Consider the following 22058-nt stretch of genomic DNA (forward strand, 5'->3'; position numbering starts at 1 on the left):
CCGTGGCGCCGGTGTGCGGCATACCGGCGCAAACGCTGCGCGAGGTGGCGCGGGCGTTTGCGCGCGCAAGGAGCGCGATGATCCTCTGGGGAATGGGCGTGAGCCAGCACGTGCACGGCACCGACAACGCACGCTGCCTGATCGCGCTGTGCGCCATCACCGGCCAGATCGGCAAGCCCGGATCGGGCCTGCACCCGCTGCGCGGGCAAAACAACGTGCAGGGCGCGAGCGACGCCGGGCTGATCCCCATGATGTTCCCCAACTACCAGCGCGTGGACGACCCCGAGGCGCGCGCCTGGTTCGAGAACTTCTGGGGCCTGCACCCGGCGCCCGCAGGCGGGGGACGGCCCGGCGCGCTCGACGCGACCCCGGGCTACACCGTGGTGGAAATCATGCACAAGGCGCTGGCGCCCGAGAGCGACCCGCACAAGGTGCGCGGCATGTACATCATGGGCGAGAACCCGGCCATGAGCGACCCCGACCTGAACCACGCACGCCATGCGCTCGCCAGCCTGGAGCATCTGGTGGTGCAGGACATCTTCCTGACCGAAACCGCCTGGCTCGCCGACGTGGTGCTGCCCGCCAGCGCCTGGCCCGAAAAGACCGGCACCGCGAGCAATACCGACCGCATGGTGCAGCTGGGCCGGCGCGCGCTGAACGCGCCGGGCGACGCGCGGCCCGACCTGTGGATCATCCAGCAGATCGCGCAGCGCATGGGCCTGGACTGGCGCTACGAAGGCGAGGAATCGGGCGTCGCCGCGGTCTACGAGGAAATGCGCCAGGCCATGCACGCGAGCATTGGCGGCATCAGCTGGGAGCGGCTGGTGCGCGCTTCGAGCGTGACCTACCCCTGCCACAGCGCGGACGACCCGGGCCAGCCCATCGTCTTCACCGAGCGCTTTCCCACACCCACGGGGCGCCTGAAGCTGGTTCCCGCGCAGATCATCCCTGCGGCCGAGCAGCCCGACGCCGAATACCCGCTGGTGCTGATCACCGGGCGGCAGCTCGAGCACTGGCACACCGGCAGCATGACGCGGCGCAGCAGCGTGCTGGACGCGATCGAACCCATGGCCACCGCGTCCGTGCACGGCGACGAACTCCGGTGCAGGGGCCTGCAGCCGGGCGCGCTGGTGCGTATCCGCTCGCGGCGCGGCGGGGTGCAGTTGCGCCTGCGGCGCGACGACGGCACGCCGCACGGCACGGTGTTCATGCCCTTCGCCTACGGGGAGGCGGCGGCCAACCTATTGACCCACGCGGCGCTCGACCCGTTCGGCAAGATACCGGAGTTCAAATACTGCGCGGTGGCGATCGAACAGCTGGACGCCGCCCCCTCCAGGAGCCTGTCCCCATGATGAAAACCCCTTGCACCGCTGCGGCCTCGGCCCTCATCGTCGCCAGTTGGACCGCGTGCGTGCTGCTCACGGGATGCAGCCATGCGCAGACCCCCGCAGCGCCTGCGAGTGCCAGCGCAGCACCGGCCCCGCAGGGTCTGTGCAACGCAGGGCCGGCGCAGTTCGTGCTGGGCAAAAGCAGCACGGAGTCGGTGGTCGAGTCCGCACGGCTGCGTTCCGGCGCGCACAAGGCGCGCATCCTGCGGCCCGGACAGCGCATCACCAAGGAGTTCGATACGCAGCGGCTGAACCTCGAGGTGGACGACGGCGGCCGCATCATCGCCGTGGACTGCGGCTGAGAAGCTGCCGCAGCGCAGGCTGGAATCAGTCCGGCAGAAACAGCGCCTGCAGGTCGTTCAGAAAGTCAAAGCCCCGCTGCGTGGGGCGCACGCGCAGCATGTCGCGCTCGATCAGGCCCCGGCGCTCGGCGGCCTCCAGACCCTTGGCCAGGCAGCTCGGCGGCAGGCCGGTTCGGGCGCTGAAGTCCTGCAACGCAAAGCCTTCGCGCAGGCGCAGCGCGTTGAGCATGAACTCGAACGGCAGGTCGGCGCGGCGCACGTCGTGCTCCTGCGCGAGCGCACGCCCGGCCAGGGCACCGTCCATGTAGCGGCGCGGCTCGCGCAGTCGCACCTGGCGCAGCACCCGGTGGGCAAAGCTGAGCTTGCTGTGCGCGCCCGCGCCGATACCCAGGTAGTCGCCAAAGCGCCAGTAGTTGGTGTTGTGCGAACACTGCTGGCCCGCCCGGGCGTAGGCCGAGACCTCGTAGCGCGCCAGCCCGGCGTGCCCGGTCATCTCCGTGATGCGGTCGAGCATGGCGTAGGCCTGGTCGTCGCCGGGGAGGGCCGGGGGATGCTTGGCGAACCAGGTGTTCGGCTCGATGCTCAGGTGGTAGACGGAGAGATGCGGCGGATCGAGCGCAAGCGCCGTCTGCACGTCCTGCTCGAGTTCCTGCGGGGTCTGGCCCGGCAGCGCGTACATGAGGTCGAGGTTGAAGCAGTCGAAGGCCTGCGCCGCCTCCTGCACCGCCGCCAGGGCCTGGGCGCCGTCGTGCACCCGGCCCAGGGCCTGGAGGTGCCGGTCGTTGAAGCTCTGGACCCCCACCGACAGGCGCGTCACGCCCGCCGTGCGAAAGGCCCGAAAGCGTTCTTTCTCGAACGTTCCGGGATTCGCCTCGAGCGTGATCTCGCAGTCCGGCGCGAGCAGCAAGCGCGCGCGGACGCCGCCGATCAGCCGGTCGATGCTCCGGGGTGAGAACAGGCTGGGCGTGCCCCCGCCGATGAAGACGCTGTGCACCATGCGCCCCCAGACGAGCGGCAACGCCGCCTCCAGGTCGGCGAACAGCGCATCGGTGTAGCGCTGCTCGGGCAGATCCCCGGCGCTCCCCGCGTGCCAGGCGTGCGAGTTGAAGTCACAGTAGGGGCATTTCCTGAGGCACCAGGGCAGATGCAGGTACAGCGACAGCGGCGGCAGGCTGGACAGTTGCAGCGTGCCCGCACGCAGATAGTGCTGGATGTCGTGCGCGGGGGCAGCCGGGGCCGGAGCCGGAGCCGCGATGGGAATGCGCGCCATGGATCGACGGGGAGCGCGCGTCACGGCCCGACACCGGGGTCCTGCAGCCAGCGCTCGCGCAGCAGCGCCAGCATCTGCCGCGCGGCGTGGCCCCGGTGGCTGTGGGCGTTTTTTACTTCGGCAGGCAATTCGGCAAAGGTTTTGCCGAATTGCGGCAGGAGCATCACCGGATCGAAGCCGAAACCGCCGTCGCCGCGCGGCCCGCGCGTGATCTCCCCGGCCACGCGGCCCACGGCGATCAGGGGTTCGGGGTCTTCGGGGTGGCGCACGGCGACCAGCGTGCTGACCATGGCGGCACGCCGGTCGTCGATTCCCTGGAGTTGCTCGAGCAAGGCGCGCACGTTCGCGGCGTCGCCCTTTTCGTAGCCGAACTGCGTCGCGTAGTCGGCGGTGCCGACACCGGGCAACCCGCGAAACGCGTCCACGCACAGGCCCGCGTCGTCGGCCAGCGCGGGCAGGCCGGTGTGCGCAGCGGCGTAGCGCGCCTTGGCCAGCGCGTTTTCGACGAAGGTGCAAAAAGGCTCGTCGGCCTGGCCCACGCCCAAGTCGGCCTGGCACAGCAGTGCCACGCCCAGGGGCGCGAGCAGGGCTTGCAGTTCGGCCAGCTTGCCGCGGTTGTTGGACGCGAGAACGATCCTCATGGGGTCCGGAACGCCGGGTTTCGTCAACGCCGGCCCCCCTGACTCAGCGCCGCGACGAACGCATCGGAGTCAAAACCGTCCTCATGTGCTGGCCCTTCACGATCAGGTAGGGCACGCCGCCGACGTCGCCCAGGCTCTGGAATTGCTGCAAGCAGCTGGCGTTCTTTTCTATGTCGCACTCCTGGTACTTGAAGCCGTATTGATTCATCCACCCCTTGGCCGCCTTGCAATAGGGACACCAGTCGGTCGAGTAAAGAATCACGTCCGACGCCTGCCCGCTGGCGGCCAGAGCCACCAGTTGCTCCTGCGTCAGGCCGCTGCTGAAAATCGACGGGACGTTCAACCCCCCGCGCTTGCTCCCCGCCTGGTATCCGACGTACAGCGCCCAAGCCACGAACAAGGCGGTAAAAAATTTCCCCCATGGGAAGCCCGCATTCCTGACGACCGGCGCCGCCCGGGGACGCTTTCTTGGCGGGGGGGCTGCCGGAGCCTCTTCGTACGCTTTGGCGTAGGCAACTCCGCAAGCCGGACATTGCCACTCCGGGCCTGGCGTGTTTTCCAGGCGAACGGCGCGGCATTTGGGGCAAATGGTCGGCATGCGGGACTTTGCTTAGGGGGCCGGATGCACCATTTTTCAGGCCGCGGCGGGGCGGTGCGGAATCACTCCTTGCGCGCACCGGAACGGCGAATGGCTTCGTTGATCTCGGCGATGGAGCGCTCGACCACCGCGTCGTCCGGATCGTCCGGGTCGTCCAGGCATGCGTCGGATGGGTCGGCCTGTATGGTGGAGATGAACATGTCCTCGCTGGCGCCGCCGGTCGGGAGCTGCATCGGCTCCACGGCGTCGGGCGCATCCCACTCGAGCGCCACCACCGAGACGTTGTCGCTGTTGCTGCCCGCCCTCTGCAGCGCCATCTCGACGAGCTCCGGCACTGCGTGCGACACCATGCCGCGTGCCAGCTGCCGGGTAATGTCTTCGTCGCCGAGCGCGCCCCACAGGCCGTCGGAGCACAGCAGCATGCGGTCGCCCGACTGCAGTTGCATCGGGCCGGCGACATCGTAGATGGGGGTGAAAGGGGCGCCCAGGCAGGTGAACAGCACGTTGCGGTTGATGTTCCCGAATTCGTAGCGCGGCACCGTCTTGCGCAACTCCATGTAGGAGTGGTCGCGCGTGCGGGTCAGCAAGGCGCCATCGCGCACGATGTACAGACGCGAATCCCCGCAATGGATCCAGGTCGCACTGCCCGCCTGCAGCACGGCGGCCACCAGCGTGGTGCGCGGCGTATCGTTCATGCCCCTGCCCATCGCATGGCTCAGGATCTGCTGGTGCGTCGCGAACAGGGCGCTCGCGAGGAACTCCGGCACATCATCGAGCAGCGGCTTCGCCTGGCTCTGGAACAGCGCAGAAATGGTCTGCACCGCAATCTGCGCAGCGACTTCGCCGTCGGGGTGCCCCCCCATGCCATCGGCCACCAGAAACAGGCCCGATTCGCGCGTGTAGCAATAGCCCATGCGGTCCTCGTTCTTCTCGCGGCCGCCGCGGCGGCTGAGCTGGGACACGGAGAACTTCATTTCTGCCTGGCCCCGGCGCCGCTGGCGCCACCCGCTTTTTGCACGGGTTTCTTGGTGTCGCCCATGGTGTTCAGTTGCAGGCGTATCTTCTCGGCCACCGTCAGCTTGGTGTAGTGCCGCTCGCCCTCCCGGCTGAGCTCCTTTTGCAGCGTAAACACCGACTGCGGGCGCGAGAGCGGGTCCAGCGCCATGCACCATTCGACCATTTCGATGAGGTTGTCGGAGTACACCCCGCGCAGCTTGATGAGCGCGAGCGAGAGCCGGTCTTTCTCGATCCGCTGGGGCGCGTCGTTCGGAGGAAACCCCTGCATGCACGCGTAGATGCAGGCGCCGATGGCGTAGATGTCGGTCCAGGGCCCCATCTGCGAATCGCGCCGGTACATCTCGGGCGCAGCAAAGCCGGGGGTGTACATCGGGCGGATGAAATTTCCCTCCTTGGACAGCACCTCGCGCGCGGCGCCGAAGTCGATCATCACCGCCCGGTTGTCGTCGGTGATGAAGATGTTTGCGGGCTTGATGTCCAGGTGCAGCATCTTGTGCTGGTGCACGATGCGCAGACCGCGCAACACCTCGTCGAACAAGGAACGGATGGTGGACTCGCGGAAGACTTTCGGGGTCTTCATGTCCCGCGCGGTGACGATGAAGTCCTGCAGGGTCGCGCCCTCCAGATAATTCATCACCATATAGACTGTTTCGTTCTCGTGGAAGAAATTCAGCACGCTCACCACGGAGGCGTGCGAGATCTGCGCCAGCGAGCGCCCCTCTTCAAAAAAGCTCTTCAGCCCCAGGCGGTACAGGGAGGTTTTTTCGGGGGCCACTTGGGGCAGCAGTTCTCCGGTCGCGCGCGTCGCCAGCGCGGAGGGGAGGTATTCCTTGATCGCAACCTGCTGGCCCTCGGCGTTCAGCGCCAGGTAGACCACGCCAAAGCCGCCGGCGGACAGCCGGCGCACCACGCGATAACCACCCAGTGCGGTATCGGGTGGCAAGGAAGCCGGTTTGTTTTTCGCTGTCATGGTCTGTGGGGATGGCGCGGGGGGCTTGGCGGAACCCGGATAATCACTGCAAGAGCAACCATCGAAAGTACCATGCCAGTCTACAGCATGACCGGATACGCGAGTGCACAAAATGCTGCCTCCGGCACGGGCGCGAGCGCCGAAGAAACCGCCGCCCACGCCCCCCGGCCGCACAGGCTGGGGCTGGAAATCCGCTCGGTCAACAGCCGCTTTCTGGACATCTCGTTTCGCCTGCCCGACGAGCTGCGCGCCCTCGAGCCTGCGCTGCGCAGCCTGCTCACGGCGCGCCTGCGGCGCGGCAAGGTGGAACTGCGCGCGGCACTGGGCAACGAGGGCAGCAGCCCCTTGCAGGACCCGCCCGCAAAGCTGCTGCAACGGCTCAGCTTCCTGCAGGACTGCGTGCGCGCCTGGCTGCCCGACGCCGCTCCCCTGACCGTGGCCGACACCCTGCGCCTGTGCGCCAACGCGCAGGCAGGCGCCGAGGACTGGAGCGCGGCCGTTCCCGCTCTGGCCGAGCAGGCCCTGGACGCCCTCCTGTCCGCCCGCGAACGCGAAGGCACGCGCCTGGCGGCCATGCTGCTGGAGCGGGTCCGGCAACTGCGCGCCCTGGCACGGCAGGCCGTGCCCATGCTGCCCTCGCTGGTGGAGCAGCAGCGCCAGCGCTTCCTGGAACGCTGGCAGGAGGCCATGGCGCTGACGGGCGACGCCGTCCTGTCCGAGACGGCACGCGAGCGCGCGCTGGCAGACGCCACCGCCTACGCGCTGCGCATCGACGTGGCCGAGGAAATCACCCGGCTCGATTCGCACCTCGACGAAACCGAGCGCCTGCTCAAAAAGGGCGGCGAAGTGGGCAAGCGCCTGGACTTCCTGATCCAGGAGTTGCACCGTGAAGCCAACACCCTGGGCGCAAAATCCGCCGCACTGGAACTCACCCGCGTCAGCCTGGACATGAAGGTACTCATCGAGCAGATGCGCGAGCAGGTGCAGAACATCGAGTAGGGTTTCAGGGTCACCCCTTTCAAGGTCTTGGAAACCGATTCCGCTCAGCCCAGTCCGCGCGTCAAAGGCGAGCCCTCACCCGGCCCGCAGGATCTTTCCCGGGTTCATCAATCCCTGCGGGTCGAACGCCGCCTTCACCGCCCGCATCATTTGCAGCTCAATGGGCGCCTTGAAGCGCTCCAGCCGCTCCACGTGCATCCTGCCGATGCCGTGTTCGGCGCTGATGCTGCCGTCCAGTTCCACGCTCGCCTCGTGCACGATCAGATTCACCCGTGCGGCGGCCGCCTCGCACTGCTCGGGCGTGGTGTAGAGCGCGCGCGAGAGCACCGCGATGACGTGGATGTTGCCGTCCCCGATATGCCCGGCATGGCATACGCTGGCGCCTTCCACCTGTTGCTCGATGCGCCCGGTCACAAGCGGGATGAACTGCGCCAGCCTGGAAATCGGCACCGACGTATCGTTGGAGACCGTGAAGCCCGCGCGCTTGTTGGATTCGGAGATGTTGTGTCGGAGCGCCCAGATGCGATCGGCCTTGGCCCCGTCGCTAGCCACCACGGCATCGAGCACCAAGCCGCGCTCAAGGGCCGCCTCCAGCTTCCGCTCCAGCTCCGCACCCGCGTCCCATTGCGGCGAGCTGTCGGCGAGCTCCATCAGCACGTAGAACGGCGCCTCCAGCGCCATCGGCGATTGCAGGCCATGCCCGTGTTCAAGGACGATTTCGATCTGCCTGTGCGACAGAATCTCGAAGGCTTCGATGCGATTGCCCACCTGCCCCTGCATGAAGCGCAGCAGATCCACGGCCTGCTGTACTCCCGACAGCGCCATCATGGCCGTGGCGCAGACCGATAGGCGCGGAAACAGCTTGAGCACCGCAGCCGTCACCACGCCCAGCGTGCCTTCGGCGCCGATGAACAGTTGTTTCAGGTCATAGCCCGCGTTGTCCTTGCGTAAAGCGCGCAACCCGTCCCACACGCTGCCGTCGGGCAGCACCGCCTCAACGCCAAGCACCAGCTCGCGCATGCTGCCGTAGCGCAGCACGCCGGTACCCCCCGCATTCGTGGACACCAGCCCACCGATTTCGCAACTGCCCACGCTGCCCAGCAACAGCGGAAACTGGCGCTCTTGGGCGTCGGCGGCCTCGCGCACGTTGGCCAGGATGCAGCCCGCTTCGGCGGTGAGCGAGTTGTTGGCGGCATCGATCTCGCGGATGCGGTTCATGCGCGAGAGGTTCAGCAACACCGCGGGCCGGTCGCCACTGGCAACGGCACCGCCCGTCAGGCCCGTATTGCCGCCTTGTGGAACGATGGCCACGTGCATGGCCGCACAAGTCTTCACCAGGGTGGCAACCTCCTGCGTGGAGCCGGGCATGAGGACGGCCAGCGCCGCCCCCCGATAGCGGCCGCGCCAGTCCTATTGATAGGGAGCCACGTCATCGGGCTGCGTGAGCACACGCGATGGACCCACGACCTGGCCAAACTGCGCCAGCAACGTGGCGCTGTCCAAGGATGCATTCATGGATCAATCCCGCTTCAAGCCGCCGATCGATTGAATGACGGCCCGCCACTTTGCGGTCTCCGTCGCCACCAGCGTGGTCAGCGTCTCGGGCGTCGAGCCTACCGGCGTGACGCTCAGCTCCTTGAGCTTGGCCTGCACATCCGGCAGCGCCGTCACGGCTTGCAGCGCGCCGCTCAACTCGTCCACCATGGGCCGCGGCAACCCTGCGGGACCGAAGATCGCGTTCCACGTCCAAGTCTCGTAGCCGGGAACGCCCGACTCTGCCACGGTGGGAATGTCGGGGAACGAAACCACACGCTCGCGGGTCGTGACCGCCAGGGCGCGCACCGAACCCGCGCGTATATGCGATGCGGCGCCCGAAAGCACATCGAACAGGACAGGGATATGGCCGGCCACCAGATCACCCATGGCTGGCCCGCCACCCTTGTATGGCACGTGAGACATGTCCACGCCGGTCATCGACTTGAACAACTCGCCCGACAGATGCGGCGGCGTACCCACGCCTGAGGAGCCGTAACTGAACTGTCCCGGTTGCGCCTTCATCAAGGCAATGAGTTCCTGCACGTTCCTGGCCTTGACCGAGGAATGTACCAAGAGCACGTTCGCAACCATGGCGATGAGAGATACGGATGTGAAGTCGCGCTGGGCGTTGTAGGACAGTTGTGCCATCGACAGCGGATTGATCACATGCGTGGCGATCGTGCCCATGAGCAAGGTGTTGCCATCGGGTCCGGCCCGCGCAACCTTGGCCGCGCCGATGGCCCCGCCGCCGCCGCCGACGTTCTCCACCACCACGGTGCGCTGGATGCGCTCGCCGAGCTTTTGCGCCACCAACCGTGAGACCACGTCCGTTGCTCCGCCCACAGCGAAGGGCACGACCAGCGTGATCGGCCCCTTCGGTAGCTCCGCGCGTGCAGACGCGAGGGCCATGGGGTCAACCATCAGTGCGATCGCAAGCTTCATGCAACCGCGTCGATAAAAGTCTTTCATGTCTTGTCTCCTTGGTTATTGAATGGACTTTCCACTTGCTCTGGGTGACCGCCGCAGGCGGCCCTGCCCCGTCACCGCAGAACGAACGGATTGCCCGTGACCGCGCCGCTGTTGATCCACACTGCTTTGGTCTGCAGGTATTCGCGGATGGCGTCCATGCCGTTCTCGCGGCCGATCCCGGAGTCCTTGTATCCCCCGAAGGGCGCCATGAAGCTCACTGCGCGGTAGGTGTTGACCCATACGGTGCCGGCCTGCAGCTTTTCGGACATGCGGATCGCGCGACCGATATCCTTCGTCCATACGGCGGCGGCCAGGCCGAAGCGCACGCCGTTCGCGATGCGCAACGCGTCCTCCTCGTCCTGGAAGCGGATGACGGACAGAACGGGCCCGAAGACCTCCTCCTGCGCGATGCGCATGCCGTTGGTCACGCCCGTGAAAATGGTGGGCTGCACGAACCAACCATTGCCGCACTCGGCCCCCGTGCCCTTTCCTCCCCCCAGCACGGCGGTGGCGCCCTCCGCGCGGGCAATGTCGATGTACTCCAGCACTTTCTGGTACTGCGCTGGCGTGGTTACCGGGCCGACCTGCGTGTCGGGGTGCATGGGGTCGCCCATGCGCGCGCAGCGCGCGACGGCCAGCAGCTTTTCGACAAACGCATCGTGGATGCTGTCCTGCACCAACAGGCGTGAGCCGGCAATGCAGGTCTGCCCCGTTGCGGCGAAGACGCCCGATATGGCGCCGAATACGGCCTGCTCCAGATCCGCATCCTCGAAGACCACGTTGGGTGATTTGCCGCCCAATTCCATGGTCGTGTGCTTCAACAGGCGAGCGGCCTTCTCGTTGATGAGGCGGCCTGTGGCATCGGAGCCAGTGAAACTGATCTTCGCCACCAACGGGTGCTCTACCAGGGGCATGCCCACCTCGGCGCCGAAGCCCGTCACCACGTTGAACACGCCCGGGGGAAATCCTGCCTCCTCGAAGAGTTGCGCAAACTCCAATGTCGAAGCCGAGGTGAACTCCGAGGGCTTGACCACGATGGTGCAGCCTGCCGCCAGCGCGGGAGCAATCTTCCAGGCCAGAAGCAGCAGCGGCGAGTTCCACGGCGTAATGGCGGCAACCACCCCCACAGGCTCGTGTCGCGTGAAGGCGAAGTAGCCCTTCTTATCCAGCGGCAGCGTACTGCCCTGCACTTTGTCGGCCAAGCCGCCGTAGTAGTAGAACCACTGCGGGATGTAGTTGAGTTGGCCTTGCATCTCGGCCAGCAGCTTGCCGTTGTCGCGCACTTCGGTGGCGGCGAGTCTGGCAGCATCGCGCGCGATCAGATCGCCGAGCTTGCGCAGCAGCGCGCCGCGCTGTGTATGCGTCAGGTCAGCCCAGGGACCGCTGGTCAGGGCCTGGTGGGCGGCCTGTACGGCCATATCAACGTCCTGCGCGTTCCCGCGCGGGATCTCGGCCCAGCTTTCGCCCGTAAAAGGATTCTGAGTCTCGAACCAAGCGCCTGCCCTGGAGTCACGAGCCTGTCCGGCGATGCACAACTGGTAGCGTTTCATGTCTGCCTCCTGTACGGTGGAATACGCCTCACGCAAAGCGACGGCCCCTCGGATCACTGCAAAGGCTGGAGAAACCAGCAGTCAATTGAACCGGGGGCTTGGCACGACGGGGGCGGTCCTGACCGGGTGTTGTCAGAACGGCCTGAGGCCCAGTGCCGCGCGAAAGCGGTTCTTGATGAACGGACCGTCACGCGGCGGCAACGCGCGAGGCGGCTCATTCGCCTCGATAAACACTTGCACGAAGGCCGTGCGCTGGCGGGCGTTGATTCCCTGTGCAATCTCGCCGCAGGCGTCGACGCTGCCGACAGTGAATGCATCTGCGATGCCAAAGCCCTTCGCCACCGCGACAAGATCCGTCCCCAGACTGGAATGGCTGCGCTGCATGCCTGTTTCACCGAAATGGCCGTTGTCCAGGACGATGATGGTCAGATTCCTTGGCAGCTTCGCGCCAATCGTTGCGAGCGTCCCGATCCCCATGAGTTGCTCGCCGTCGCCCGTGATCACAATGACCGCCTCGTCAGGCCGGGCGAGCGCCAGCCCCAGCCCGACGCCGGTAGCCCCACCCATGGCGCCCCACAAGTAGTAGTTCTTGTCACGGTCGCCCGCTGCGAACACGTCGTACGAGGCCGAGCCCAGGCCGGTCACGACGAGCGCTTCGGGCGTGGCTGCGAGAAGTTGCGCGACGAAGGCGCGGCGGTCAGCGCGCTGCTGGTTGCTGTTGCTCATCACGTGCGCTCCCACTTCTTGCGGCCGATCAATTCCTGACCCAGCAGCACGGCGACCTTCTCGCCCGCTCCGAAAGCGGCATCGAAGCCGGCACTGACGACTTCCTCGACCTCCTCGGGCTTTGATGCACGCAGCACGTGGATGCCCATGAGTTCGAGCGCGGCTTGCGTGGCCTTGCCCATGGGCCCCTGCCAGGGATTGAACTCCGCGTATTCGCCGCGCATGGTCACGAGCGTGAAGAAGGGGAAATCCGCAGCCTGCAACAGCGAGAACATGTTCACGCAGTTGCCCACACCGCTGCTTTGCATCAGCAGCACGGCGCGCTGGCCACCGAGCCAGGCCCCGCTGACGACAGCCACCCCCTCTTCTTCCGTGGTCAGCACGACATCTTCGATGTCGGGATCGGCGATGGCGCTTCGAATGACGCCCGAATGCCCTGCGTCGGGAACATAAGCGATCTGCTTGGTGCCCCCTTCCTTGAGAACTTTGAAGATGGCGTCCTGCCAAGCAGGCGAAGAGATGGGTTGCTGGCTCATTGCGGTACGGGGTGTCACGTTGTTGGCAGAGATGCTGACATCATAGAATTTGATCATTTATTTTATGAAATAGAATTTTGTGATTCTCCTATTACACTTTTGGATATCAAAATTCCATGGATCTCAAGCAACTGAAGGCATTCCTGACCGTCGCCGATACAGGCAATGTGACCAAGGCCGCGGAGATGCTGCATCTCGTACAACCAGCGGTATCGCGTCAGCTCCGTCTGCTCGAAGAGGATCTCGGCCAGATCCTGTTCGAACGGGAACGCCATGGGATGGCGCTGACCGAAGCGGGCAAATCGCTGGTCGGCTATGCCCGCCGCGTCATGCTGGAGTTGGATCGCGCGCGAACAGAAATGACCGGGCGCACGGGAAACATCACTGGACTGGTGACGATCGGCCTGTTGCCGAGCACCATCGACGTGCTGGCCAGTTCCGTGGTTTCCACCATCGCCGCTCGCTACCCCGGGATCCGCCTGCGCATTGCGATGGGATACGCAGGCACGCTGCTCAGCTGGTTGGACAACGGAGAAATCGATGCCGGCTTGCTCTACGGGGTGGAGCGGTCCGTGAATGTGGAGAGCAGGCCTTTGATTGAAGAAGCCTTATGGGTCATTGGACAGGCGGATGCAGGGTTGCGTCCGAACCGCCCAACTCCGCTTGCCAAGTTGAGCCGTCATCCGCTGGTGCTGCCCAGCCCATCGCACGGTATCCGAACGATCGTGGACCACGCCTGCGCCAAGAACAAGGTGCAATTGAACATCTCCGTTGAGGTCAATGCGCTGAGCGTACAGCGCAGCCTGGTCCATGGTGGCCACGGCTGGACCATCCTCCCCCCCATCGCGGTGGCAGAAGACCTGCGATCAGGTCAACTCACAGGTTCGCCCTTGAGCAAACCGAACCTCGCCCGCACGATCGTCCTCGCATTGCCGACCAATAGAGAAACACCTCCCTACGTCCGACATGCCATCAGCACACTGGAAGAATGCACGAAACAGGCCGTCATGTCCGGCGCTTGGCCGCAGGCCCGGTGGCTCGGAAAGTGACCTGCAGCGATTCCTGTCGGCGCACGCAGTACGGAGTCGTCTGACGTCATCTTCTCGCTGGCCTATTCGGGCTTGATCCCGACTTCCTTGATCAATCGCCCCAGCCGCTCCATGTCGGCCCTCAGGGCGCGCGCCATGTTGACCGGCGGACCTCCGAGGATCACCGCCCCGTCGGCGTCCAGCTTCTCCCCTACGCCCGGATCGCGCAGCGCGGCACCCAGTGCGGCATTCAACCGCTCGACGATGGCAGCTGGCGTATGCGCAGGAGCGACCAGCCCGTACCAGGTCACCAGTTCGAAGCCCGGGACACCGCTCTCCGCGATCGTCGGAACCTTGGGCAGTGCGGGATTGCGCTGCGCCGATGTCACGCCAATCGCGCGGACCTTGCCTCCATCCACGAAACTTCGCATCGTGACCGACGTCCCGATCCACACGTCGAGCCTGCCACCCAGAAGATCGGGCATGCCCTGGGCGATGCCCCGGTAGGGAATGAAGTTGAACTTCACATCAGCGCTTTTCTGCAGCAGGTGAGCGGCCAGCAGCGGAGTGACCGTGGGATGGCCGATGCTGGCCGCTCCAGGCTCCTTCCTTGCCCTCGCCAGCAGCCCGGCGATGCTGTCGATGCTGGACTCCGCACTGACGGTGAACACGTAGGGCGTCGAAACGATCAGCCCCAGCGACGCCAGATCCTTGACGGGGTCGTACGACAGGTTCGGGTGCATCGCCTGACTCAGCGCGATGTGGTCCGTCAGTGTCAAGCCGATCGTGTAGCCGTCCGGAGGCGACGTGGCCACGGCCTGCAGCGCAATGTTGCCATTGGCACCGCCACGATTGTCGATCAGGATCTTCGCGTGCAGCGCATCCCCGAGCACGGGCGCGATGGTTCGAGCCAGTTTGTCCCCCCCGCCGCCCGGAGGGAACGGCACGATCAGCCGGATGGGCTTGGAGGGATACTGGTCCTGGGCAAATGCTGGCGAGGCGAGTGAAATCTGAACGAACGCCAGGACGGCCGCGACCCGTGCCATCAAGTATTGATGACCTTGCCTGTTTCTGAACATGCTGTCTCCTTGTGAATATGGGCGAGACGGGGGGTCTGCGACGGATCCGACATCCGCCGGGGTGCCTCGACCGCTTCGGACGCCCGCTCGCGTCCTTGTCCCAGGCGCTATTTGTGCGCGTCGGCGCCCAGGAGGGCTTCGCGAAAGCGGCTGCGCAGGTACGGGCCATCGCGCGGCGGCAACGCCGTCGGCGTCGGCTCCGTGCCGACCTTTACCGTCACCAGCACCGGACCGCTCGTGCCCAGCACCACATCGACCGCCGCCTCCAGTTCCTGCTCGGTGCGCGCGACCCGACTCTCGGCAAAGCCCGCCGCCTTCGCTATCGCCGTGATGTCTACCCCGCGGCCCGCGTGCGCCGGCTGCATCCCCGTTTCCGCATAGTGCTCGTTGTCGAGCACCACCACGCTCAGGTTCCTCACCCCATGCACCGCCACCGTCGCGAGCGAGCCCAGCCCCATCATCATCTCGCCGTCTCCCACGAACACGATCACACGGCGCTGCGGCTGCGCCAGCGCCACGCCCATGCCCACCATCACGGCGCCACCCATCGCGCCCCACAGGTAGAAGTTCTGCGCGCAGTCGCCCGCGGCCGCCACGTCGAAGGTCGGGTTCCCAAGGCTCGTGATCACCAGGGCATCCCCGCGATCGTGCAGGATGCGCGAGACCACGTCGCGTCGGTTGAGCAGAGATTTTTCGTTCGCCATCGTCTGCTCCTTACTTGTTGAAATTCTTCGTGCCGATGACACGCTGACCGATCAGCACCGCCACCATGCGGCCCGTCTGATACGCGAACTGGGCCCCCGCCTCCACGGTCGGCGGCACCTCTTGCGGGCTGTCTGCCCGGTACACGTGCACGCCCGAGTCCTCCAGCACCTGCTGCGTCGACTTGCCCATCGCAACCTGCCACGGGTTGAACTCGCCCCACTCCCCGCGCATCGTCACGATCATGAACAGCGGCATGCGCGTCTCATGCTGCAGCGACAGCATGTTGATGCAGTTGCCCACACCGCTCGACTGCAGCAAAAGCACGCCGCGGTCGCCTCCGATCCAGGCGCCACCCAACATCGCCACGCCCTCCTCCTCGGTCGTCAGCGACACCGAGTGGATCTGCGCATCCGCCTCGCACTTGCGAATCAGCTGGCTGTGCCCCGCGTCCGGCACATACGCCACCTGCTTCACACCCAGCTCCTTGAAGCTCTGATAGATCTTCTCGGGCCAATCAATCGTCGACATGGGTTTGCCTTCAATAGGAAAAAAGTTGCATGGCTGGAAGGATCACGGGAATCCGGCGTCCACGCAATTTGTCAATGAGAAACGGGCCCTTTGCGGCCATCAAAGTACTGCAGCTGAAGCCCTTTCGGTCTCACGAAACCAGTCATTGCCGAACACGACCACACCTCAAACCGGCCACCCTCAACACCGTGGCCGCCGCGCAGATCGCTGGCGTGTCGAAGCCCATCGTCGCCGACAGCCCGAGCCTGGCCGAGAACGTTGCAGCGCAGGTCCTCGCGATCGCCAGCAACTACAGCCACATCCTGTTCCCCTCGACCGCCAACGGCAAAACGTCGCACCGCGCGTCTGATCCAGCGTGCCCTCGCTCATGCAAAAACGCCCGACCGCATGGCAGGCCGCTTGCTAAAATCGCGGCGCAGGTTCTGTCCGGGAACACGCAATGCCAGTTCATACCGTGCCATCCGGCCGCGGGTTTATAGGCGGATTCGGAGGAGGTTGCCGCGTGAGGTTCCACAAAAATCAACGACTTGGAGCGCATCTCACGCTTCAGGTGCAGCGCATCGAATGAAGCGCATTCTTTGGCGGTGCGAAGGCGCATGCGAACCATGGACTACCCAGGAAACCTCATCGTAGTAGCCGCCCCGAGCGGCGCCGGCAAGTCGAGTCTGGTCAAGGCCCTGCTGGAGCTCGACTCGCACGTCCAGCCCTCCATTTCGCACACCACCCGCGCGCCGCGCGGCCAAGAGAGGCACGGACGCGAATACTTTTTTGTCTCCGAGTCCGAGTTCGACGCCATGGTCCGGGGCAACGCCTTCGTGGAATGGGCGCACGTGCACGGAAAGCGCTACGGAACCTCCAGAAAGGCCATCGAAGAGCGCATCGCCCAAGGCTCGGACGTGATTCTGGAAATCGACTTCCAGGGCGCGCTGCAGATCCGGCAGGCCTTCGCCAACGCCGTGCTGGTCTTCATCCTGCCGCCGAGCCGGGAAGAACTGCGCGCGCGCCTGGAACGCCGGGGCGAAGACGCGTCCGAGGTCATCGAAATGCGCCTGAGAAACGCCGCCATCGAGATGGCCCAGGTCAGCCAATTCGACTTCGTTATAATCAACGAGTTATTCGAGCGCGCGCTCTTCGACCTCAAAGCCGTGGTACACGCCCAACGCCTGAAATACACCGCCCAGCGCCGCGCCCGCGCGAACACTTTCGAGTCGCTGAATATCCCCTGACCCCCACCCCGGAGCACGACGATGGCACGCATCACCGTAGAAGATTGTCTGGAAAAAATCCCCAACCGCTTCCAGCTCGTGCTCGCCGCCACCTACCGTGCGCGCATGCTCACCCAGGGCCACGCGCCGCGCATCGACAGCCGCAACAAACCCGCCGTGACCGCCTTGCGCGAAATCGCCGAAGGCAAGGTCGGTCTGGAGATGCTCAAAAAAGTCCCCGGTTGAGCCGCCCCGGTTGGCTTTTCCTTTCCTCCAAGCCAACAAAAAAGCACCGCCACAGCGGTGCTTTTTCTTGGCTCGGGCGCAGCGCTCGCGCACTACGTCCTGATACGCTCGTGCGCTACATTTGAGACATGAACGCGGTGCCCGACCCAGCTCCTGCAACGCAGCCCCGAACGGCGGCCGTGGCCGCAGCGAATGCCACTGCAGCCAGCTTTGCCGCGCTCACGGACAGCCTGGACTATCTGGACGCGGCGGGCATCGAACAGGTGCGCCAGGCCTACCGCTTTGCCGACGAAGCGCATCTGGGCCAGCTGCGCAACAGCGGCGAGCCCTACATCACGCACCCGATTGCGGTCGCCACGCAATGCGCCGTCTGGAAGCTGGACGCGCAGGCCCTGATGGCGGCCCTGCTGCACGACGCCATGGAAGACTGCGGCGTCACCAAGGCGGACCTGATCGACCGCTTCGGCGCCCCCGTCGCGGAGCTCGTGGACGGCCTCACGAAGCTCGACCGACTGCAGTTTCACACCCGCGAAGAAAACCAGGCCGAGTCCTTTCGCAAAATGCTGCTCGCCATGGCGCGCGACGTGCGCGTGATCCTCGTGAAGCTCGCGGACCGCACGCACAACATGCGCACGCTGTCCGGCGTGCCGCGCAGCAAATGGGGGCGCATCGCTTCGGAAACGCTGGAGATCTACGCCCCCATCGCCCACCGCCTGGGGCTCAACCAGACCTACCGCGAGTTGCAGGACCTGGCGTTCAGGCACCTGCACCCCTGGCGCTACGCCACCCTGTCCAAGGCCGTGGACAAATCACGCAACCGCAGGCGCGACCTGGTCCAGCGGGTGCAGGCCGAAGTGGACGCCGCGTTCTCGAGAATCGGCATGCAGGTACGCCTCGCGGGCCGCGAGAAGACGCTGTATGCGATCTATCAGAAGATGGACCTCAAGCACCTGAGCTTCGCCCAGGTCACCGACATCTACGGCTTTCGGGTCATCGTCCCGACCGTGACCGACTGCTACACGGCGCTCGGCGTGCTGCACCAGATGTACAAGCCGGTGCCCGGCAAGTTCAAGGATCACATTGCGATTGCCAAGCTCAACGGCTACCAGTCCCTGCACACCACCCTCGTCGGTCCCTCGGGGGTGAACATCGAGTTTCAGATGCGCACCGAGGAGATGCACGTCGTTGCCGAAGCCGGCGTGGCCGCGCACTGGCTCTACAAGGCGCAGGACGGTGAGGGGACCTCCGCCGAACGCCTGGGAACCAAATGGCTGCAATCGCTGCTCGACATCCAGAACGAAACCCGGGACGCGGCCGAATTCTGGGACCACGTGAAGGTGGACCTGTTTCCTGACGCGGTCTACGTCTTCACACCGAAGAGCCAGATCATGGCGCTGCCGCGCGGGGCCACCGTGGTGGACTTCGCCTACGCGATCCACAGCGACGTGGGCGATCACACCACCGCAGCAAAAATCAACAACGAGCTCGCCCCCCTGCGCACCGAGCTCAGGAACGGCGACGTGGTGGAGGTGATCACGGCCCCCGTCTCCACGCCCAACCCCGCGTGGCTGGGCTTTGTGCGCACCGGCCGGGCGCGCTCGAAGATCCGCCACTATCTGAAGACCCTGGCGCACACCGAGTCGGAGGGTCTGGGAGAGAAACTGCTGACGCAGGCCATCCGGGCCGAGGGCCTGGAGCAGCTGCCCCCGGTGGACGCGCAGACCCAGCCCCTGTGGGACAAGCTGCTGCGCTTTACCGGCAACCGCAGCCACAGCGAGTTGCTGACCGACCTGGGGCTGGGCAAGCGCATCGCCGGCATCGTCGCCAAGCGGCTCATGGTGCTGATGGCAGAGCACGGACACCGCCCCAACGCACTGCTCATGACGCGCGAGCGCTACAGTTCGCACGAGGCCCTGTCGCTGGGGGTGGTGACGCTCGACGGCAGCGAAAATGCATCCGTGCAATACGCGCCCTGCTGCCGCCCGGTGCCCGGGGACAGCATCGTCGGCTACCTCGGCCGCGGCGAAGGGCTGGTGCTGCACCGCGCGCATTGCAGCGTCGCCAAGCGGCTGCAGCACAAGGACAGCGAGCGCTTCATCGCGGTGGACTGGTCCGACGAGCCGACACGCCTGTTCGAGACCGGCGTGCTCGTCACCATCGCCAACGGCAAGGGCGTTCTCGCCCGCGTGGCGGCGGACCTGGCGAATTCCGAAGCCGACATCACCCACGTCGACATGGGCGACGAAGCGGCGCTCGACACCACCGACCTGCGCCTGATCGTTGCCGTGCGCGACCATGCGCATCTGGAAACCGCGCTGCGCAATCTGCGGCGCACCCCCGCGGTCATCCGGGCGGCGCGGATCACACCGCAGGCATGACGCGCGGGCCTACGGCGCGGCATCCGCCGCCGGATAGCGCACCGCGACGACCTCCAGATGGCGCACGCCGCCCGGTGTCGCGAGCCGGACCTCGTCGCCCACGCGGGCCCTGAGCAGCGCACGGGCCACCGGGGAAATCCAGCTCACCTGGGACCGGTGGCTCTCGGCCTCGTCGATTCCCATGATGGTGACCGTGCGCTCGCCGCCCTGGTCGTCCACATAGGTGACGGTGGCGCCAAAGAACACCTGGTCGCTGCCCGCGTGAACGGCGGGATCGACCACTTCGGCGATCTCCAACCGCTTGGTCAGAAAGCGGATGCGTCGGTCGATCTCGCGCAGGCGCTTCTTGCCGTACAGGTAATCGCCGTTTTCCGAACGGTCTCCGTTGCCCGCGGCCCAGTGGACCGTGTCCACCAGCTTGGGCCGCTCGCCGTCGATCAGTTCCAGCAGTTCCGCACGCAGGCGCGCAAAGCCTGCGGGTGTGATGTAGTTGCGGCTCCCCGCGGGCAGCGCGGGCGAATCCGGATACGCCGAATCCTCCTCCTCAGCGCCGTCGCTTTCCCTGGTGAAGGCCTTGCTCATTGCCGGATCTCCCCGAAAAACGCCAGGTGCTCGCTGCCAGCGGCGTCGATCTGGCCCGCCACGGCACGCCGGCGCTGGTACGCATCGGCGACACGGGAACCCTTGGCAATGGGGGCGCGGACCGCGTACATTTTCCGCATCTTCCCGGCACCCATGCGCCAAGACACCGACCGGCGAGCTGGCACAGCAAGCACCGGGCACGACCACGACGCGGTCGTCGCACGCCGTGGATTCCCGTTTTTTTCTCTCAAGCATGCAGGAGCACCCATGGAAAACCTTTCAAGTTTCGATACCGCGCCGGAACACCGGGTCCGGCGCAAGGCCCAGCGCGCCGCGTACGACCGGGAGACTGTCTACTCGATTCTTGACGCTGGCTATTTCTGCCACGTCGCCCTTGTCGTCGATGCCCGGCCGGTCGTGGTTCCGATGACGTACTGGCGGGAAGACGATTTTGTTTACTTCCACAGCGCTGCGGCAGGACGGTTCGCGAATGCCTTTTGTTCCGGCGAAGTGTGCATCAGCATTTGCCACTTCGACGGATTGGTGCTTGGGCACAGTGCCATCAACCATTCCATGAACTACCGGTCCGTCGTGGTGCATGGCGTCGCTGAAAAAGTCGAGGGGCAGGAACACAAGCGCGCCGCGATGAAGAATTTTTTTGCGGGCATATTTCATTCCAGATGGGACCAGTTGCGGCCGCTGCGCGACGCGGAGATCAATGCCGTGAACGTCTTTCGCCTGAAATTGGAACAGGTGGCGGCAAAGATTCGGGACGAGTTGCCGGACCCGGAGCGCTTTATGCCGGACTGGCCGGTGTGGACCGGGGTGATCCCGGCGCACTGCGCGTTCGCCGAACCCGTTGCCGATCCCCGGATGGATTTTCAGCCGCCCCTGCCCGAGGATCTCCAAGCTTTTCGCGGAAAGGACGGACATGTTCCGGGCTGCCTGGGTGCGCCGGGAGCGCCGGGAGCGCCGGATCGGAGCATGTGAACCGCCATCCCCGCGAAGACCAAAAAGGAAGGACACCCCTCAACGCGAAGCGACCGCTTGTTCGAGCAGGGGAGAGCAGGGCAGTCCGAACGCTGCGCAAGCTGCCAGCCAGTCTGCCTCGTCGCTGTCCACGGCCTGATCCCATTCGATGTCATCGGGCCAGAGGCCGCACTGGCCCCATCCCTCCGTGCGCAGCATGTCGGCCAGCGCCCATGCCGGGCGCAGCGTCGGCAGGCCCACGGCGCGCTCACCCTGGATGCCATTGCCGGCCGACTGAAACCATTTTGGGCCGCGTGCCACGATCTCGAAGGGTTCGACGCTGAATACCCCCTGCTTGGCGTTCACGACCACGGTGGGGCGGTGCGGCACTTGCGTCGTCCATCCGGCTTGCCGCAGCGCCTCAATCCCGATGGTCACGGCGGAGGGCATCGCGGCCATCACCGCCTTGCCCCAGTCGGGCGTCGGGTTCGTCAGCAGGTTGGCGTACACGTCGCTGTGCCCGCCAAGCCCGCGCACGAGGCCGCGACGCTTCCACAGGTAGATGTACTGGGAAGCCGCCTTGGACGTCCACTGGAACCGGACCGTCAGATCGCTCCCGCGAAACACGGGCGGCAGGCTTTGCAGTCGCACGATGGCTGATGTCTGCTGTCTCATGGCGTCGGGCTTTCGTAGTCGTCGCGGTGCTCGGCTTGCGTCGCGGTGCGTTGTCGTTTTGCCATGCTGGGTGTTCTCCAATATGGCTAAATTATCTAAAAAACTTTAGGGAAGTTAAAGATCTTGGGTAACTACTCAGCCCCCCCCCTCGCCGTAGGCCA

24 protein-coding genes and 1 pseudogene are annotated in these 22058 nt (G+C 65.6%); 9 read left to right on the top strand and 16 right to left on the bottom strand.

From position 1 onward, the window contains the following. Positions 1-1352, top strand: a 1352-nt coding sequence (locus VTU_RS27430; RefSeq protein WP_040892895.1) for a molybdopterin oxidoreductase family protein, incomplete at its 5' end; no start/stop codon positions are given. Beyond that, positions 1349-1690 (top strand): I78 family peptidase inhibitor, encoded by a 342-nt coding sequence (locus VTU_RS0114720; protein ID WP_010105462.1) that lies wholly within the window; start codon positions 1349-1351, stop codon positions 1688-1690. The genes VTU_RS27430 and VTU_RS0114720, both read left to right, overlap by 4 nt. A gap of 25 nt (positions 1691-1715) precedes the next feature. Here the strand turns inward: VTU_RS0114720 and hemW are convergent, their stop codons facing one another. The 5 genes from hemW to VTU_RS0114745 form a co-directional block, all read right to left on the bottom strand. Continuing rightward, entirely contained in the window at positions 1716-2960 is a 1245-nt protein-coding gene (gene hemW, locus VTU_RS0114725; RefSeq protein ID WP_010105464.1) for a radical SAM family heme chaperone HemW, read from the bottom strand. A 20-nt stretch (positions 2961-2980) separates the two neighbouring features. Next, positions 2981-3601 carry an RdgB/HAM1 family non-canonical purine NTP pyrophosphatase gene (gene rdgB, locus VTU_RS0114730; RefSeq protein WP_010105466.1) on the bottom strand — a complete coding sequence of 207 codons (621 nt, stop codon included), beginning with the start codon at positions 3599-3601 and terminating at the stop codon, positions 2981-2983. 43 nt (positions 3602-3644) lie between these two features. Then, entirely contained in the window at positions 3645-3995 is a 351-nt protein-coding gene (locus VTU_RS33640; protein WP_169315407.1) for a glutaredoxin family protein, read from the bottom strand. 266 nt (positions 3996-4261) lie between these two features. Further along, positions 4262-5173 carry a PP2C family protein-serine/threonine phosphatase gene (locus VTU_RS0114740; protein ID WP_010105469.1) on the bottom strand — a complete coding sequence of 304 codons (912 nt, stop codon included), beginning with the start codon at positions 5171-5173 and terminating at the stop codon, positions 4262-4264. Then, the gene (locus tag VTU_RS0114745) at positions 5170-6186 is read right to left on the bottom strand and encodes a serine/threonine protein kinase (protein WP_010105470.1); all 1017 of its coding nucleotides are present in this window, start codon (positions 6184-6186) and stop codon (positions 5170-5172) included. The genes VTU_RS0114740 and VTU_RS0114745 overlap by 4 nt, the downstream gene beginning before the upstream one ends. 72 nt (positions 6187-6258) lie before the next feature. Between VTU_RS0114745 and VTU_RS0114750 the strand changes: the two genes are divergently transcribed. Next, positions 6259-7185, top strand: coding sequence for a YicC/YloC family endoribonuclease (locus tag VTU_RS0114750; RefSeq protein WP_010105471.1), 927 nt, complete (start codon positions 6259-6261; stop codon positions 7183-7185). Positions 7186-7260: 75 nt separating this feature from the next. Here the strand turns inward: VTU_RS0114750 and VTU_RS27440 are convergent, their stop codons facing one another. From VTU_RS27440 to VTU_RS0114775, 5 genes are all read right to left on the bottom strand, one after another. Continuing rightward, positions 7261-8553: an FAD-binding oxidoreductase gene (locus VTU_RS27440; protein ID WP_010105472.1), complete on the bottom strand. Its 1293-nt coding sequence runs from the start codon at positions 8551-8553 to the stop codon at positions 7261-7263. Positions 8554-8703: 150 nt separating this feature from the next. Next, on the bottom strand, positions 8704-9663 hold the full coding sequence (locus VTU_RS0114760; protein ID WP_010105474.1) for a tripartite tricarboxylate transporter substrate binding protein: 960 nt from the start codon (positions 9661-9663) through the stop codon (positions 8704-8706). Between the two features lie 98 nt (positions 9664-9761). After that, positions 9762-11240 (bottom strand): aldehyde dehydrogenase, encoded by a 1479-nt coding sequence (locus VTU_RS0114765; protein WP_029554428.1) that lies wholly within the window; start codon positions 11238-11240, stop codon positions 9762-9764. 132 nt (positions 11241-11372) lie between these two features. Then, a complete protein-coding gene (locus VTU_RS0114770) occupies positions 11373-11966 on the bottom strand; it encodes a thiamine pyrophosphate-dependent enzyme (RefSeq protein ID WP_010105476.1) in 594 nt (197 codons plus the stop codon). Further along, positions 11966-12502, bottom strand: coding sequence for a phosphonopyruvate decarboxylase (locus tag VTU_RS0114775; RefSeq protein ID WP_029554429.1), 537 nt, complete (start codon positions 12500-12502; stop codon positions 11966-11968). The genes VTU_RS0114770 and VTU_RS0114775 overlap by 1 nt, the downstream gene beginning before the upstream one ends. A 116-nt stretch (positions 12503-12618) precedes the next feature. Here VTU_RS0114775 and VTU_RS0114780 point away from each other — a divergent pair, with 116 nt between their 5' ends. Next, a complete protein-coding gene (locus tag VTU_RS0114780; protein WP_010105478.1) occupies positions 12619-13551 on the top strand; it encodes a LysR substrate-binding domain-containing protein in 933 nt (310 codons plus the stop codon). Between the two features lie 62 nt (positions 13552-13613). Here VTU_RS0114780 and VTU_RS0114785 read toward each other — a convergent pair whose 3' ends face one another. From VTU_RS0114785 to VTU_RS0114795, 3 genes are all read right to left on the bottom strand, one after another. Continuing rightward, the gene (locus tag VTU_RS0114785; protein WP_138927910.1) at positions 13614-14609 is read right to left on the bottom strand and encodes a Bug family tripartite tricarboxylate transporter substrate binding protein; all 996 of its coding nucleotides are present in this window, start codon (positions 14607-14609) and stop codon (positions 13614-13616) included. 107 nt (positions 14610-14716) lie between these two features. Continuing rightward, entirely contained in the window at positions 14717-15313 is a 597-nt protein-coding gene (locus VTU_RS0114790; RefSeq protein WP_010105480.1) for a thiamine pyrophosphate-dependent enzyme, read from the bottom strand. Between the two features lie 10 nt (positions 15314-15323). Further along, a complete protein-coding gene (locus tag VTU_RS0114795) occupies positions 15324-15842 on the bottom strand; it encodes a thiamine pyrophosphate-binding protein (RefSeq protein WP_010105481.1) in 519 nt (172 codons plus the stop codon). 144 nt (positions 15843-15986) lie between these two features. Between VTU_RS0114795 and VTU_RS31675 the strand changes: the two are divergent. From VTU_RS31675 to VTU_RS0114815, 4 genes and pseudogenes are all read left to right on the top strand, one after another. After that, positions 15987-16188 (top strand): annotated as a pseudogene (locus VTU_RS31675) (adenine nucleotide alpha hydrolase family protein); the annotation flags it as partial. A gap of 259 nt (positions 16189-16447) precedes the next feature. Continuing rightward, a complete protein-coding gene (gene gmk / locus VTU_RS0114805) occupies positions 16448-17068 on the top strand; it encodes a guanylate kinase (protein ID WP_010105483.1) in 621 nt (206 codons plus the stop codon). A 21-nt stretch (positions 17069-17089) separates the two neighbouring features. After that, positions 17090-17293: a DNA-directed RNA polymerase subunit omega gene (gene rpoZ, locus VTU_RS0114810; protein ID WP_010105484.1), complete on the top strand. Its 204-nt coding sequence runs from the start codon at positions 17090-17092 to the stop codon at positions 17291-17293. A gap of 128 nt (positions 17294-17421) precedes the next feature. After that, positions 17422-19671, top strand: a complete 2250-nt coding sequence (locus VTU_RS0114815; RefSeq protein ID WP_029554430.1) for a RelA/SpoT family protein — start codon at positions 17422-17424, stop codon at positions 19669-19671. Positions 19672-19680: 9 nt separating this feature from the next. Here VTU_RS0114815 and greB read toward each other — a convergent pair whose 3' ends face one another. Together greB and VTU_RS35435 are read right to left on the bottom strand one after the other, a co-directional pair. Further along, positions 19681-20253, bottom strand: coding sequence for a transcription elongation factor GreB (gene greB, locus VTU_RS0114820; RefSeq protein WP_010105486.1), 573 nt, complete (start codon positions 20251-20253; stop codon positions 19681-19683). Continuing rightward, a complete protein-coding gene (locus VTU_RS35435) occupies positions 20250-20384 on the bottom strand; it encodes a hypothetical protein (RefSeq protein ID WP_010105487.1) in 135 nt (44 codons plus the stop codon). The genes greB and VTU_RS35435 overlap by 4 nt, the downstream gene beginning before the upstream one ends. A 22-nt stretch (positions 20385-20406) precedes the next feature. Between VTU_RS35435 and VTU_RS0114830 the strand changes: the two genes are divergently transcribed. After that, positions 20407-21243 carry a pyridoxamine 5'-phosphate oxidase family protein gene (locus tag VTU_RS0114830; protein ID WP_236610750.1) on the top strand — a complete coding sequence of 279 codons (837 nt, stop codon included), beginning with the start codon at positions 20407-20409 and terminating at the stop codon, positions 21241-21243. Between the two features lie 39 nt (positions 21244-21282). Here VTU_RS0114830 and VTU_RS0114835 read toward each other — a convergent pair whose 3' ends face one another. Continuing rightward, the gene (locus tag VTU_RS0114835; protein ID WP_010105491.1) at positions 21283-21897 is read right to left on the bottom strand and encodes a hypothetical protein; all 615 of its coding nucleotides are present in this window, start codon (positions 21895-21897) and stop codon (positions 21283-21285) included. Positions 21898-22058 lie beyond the last annotated feature (161 nt).

The organism is Verminephrobacter aporrectodeae subsp. tuberculatae At4 (genome assembly GCF_000193225.1).
GTDB lineage: Bacteria > Pseudomonadota > Gammaproteobacteria > Burkholderiales > Burkholderiaceae_C > Acidovorax > Acidovorax aporrectodeae.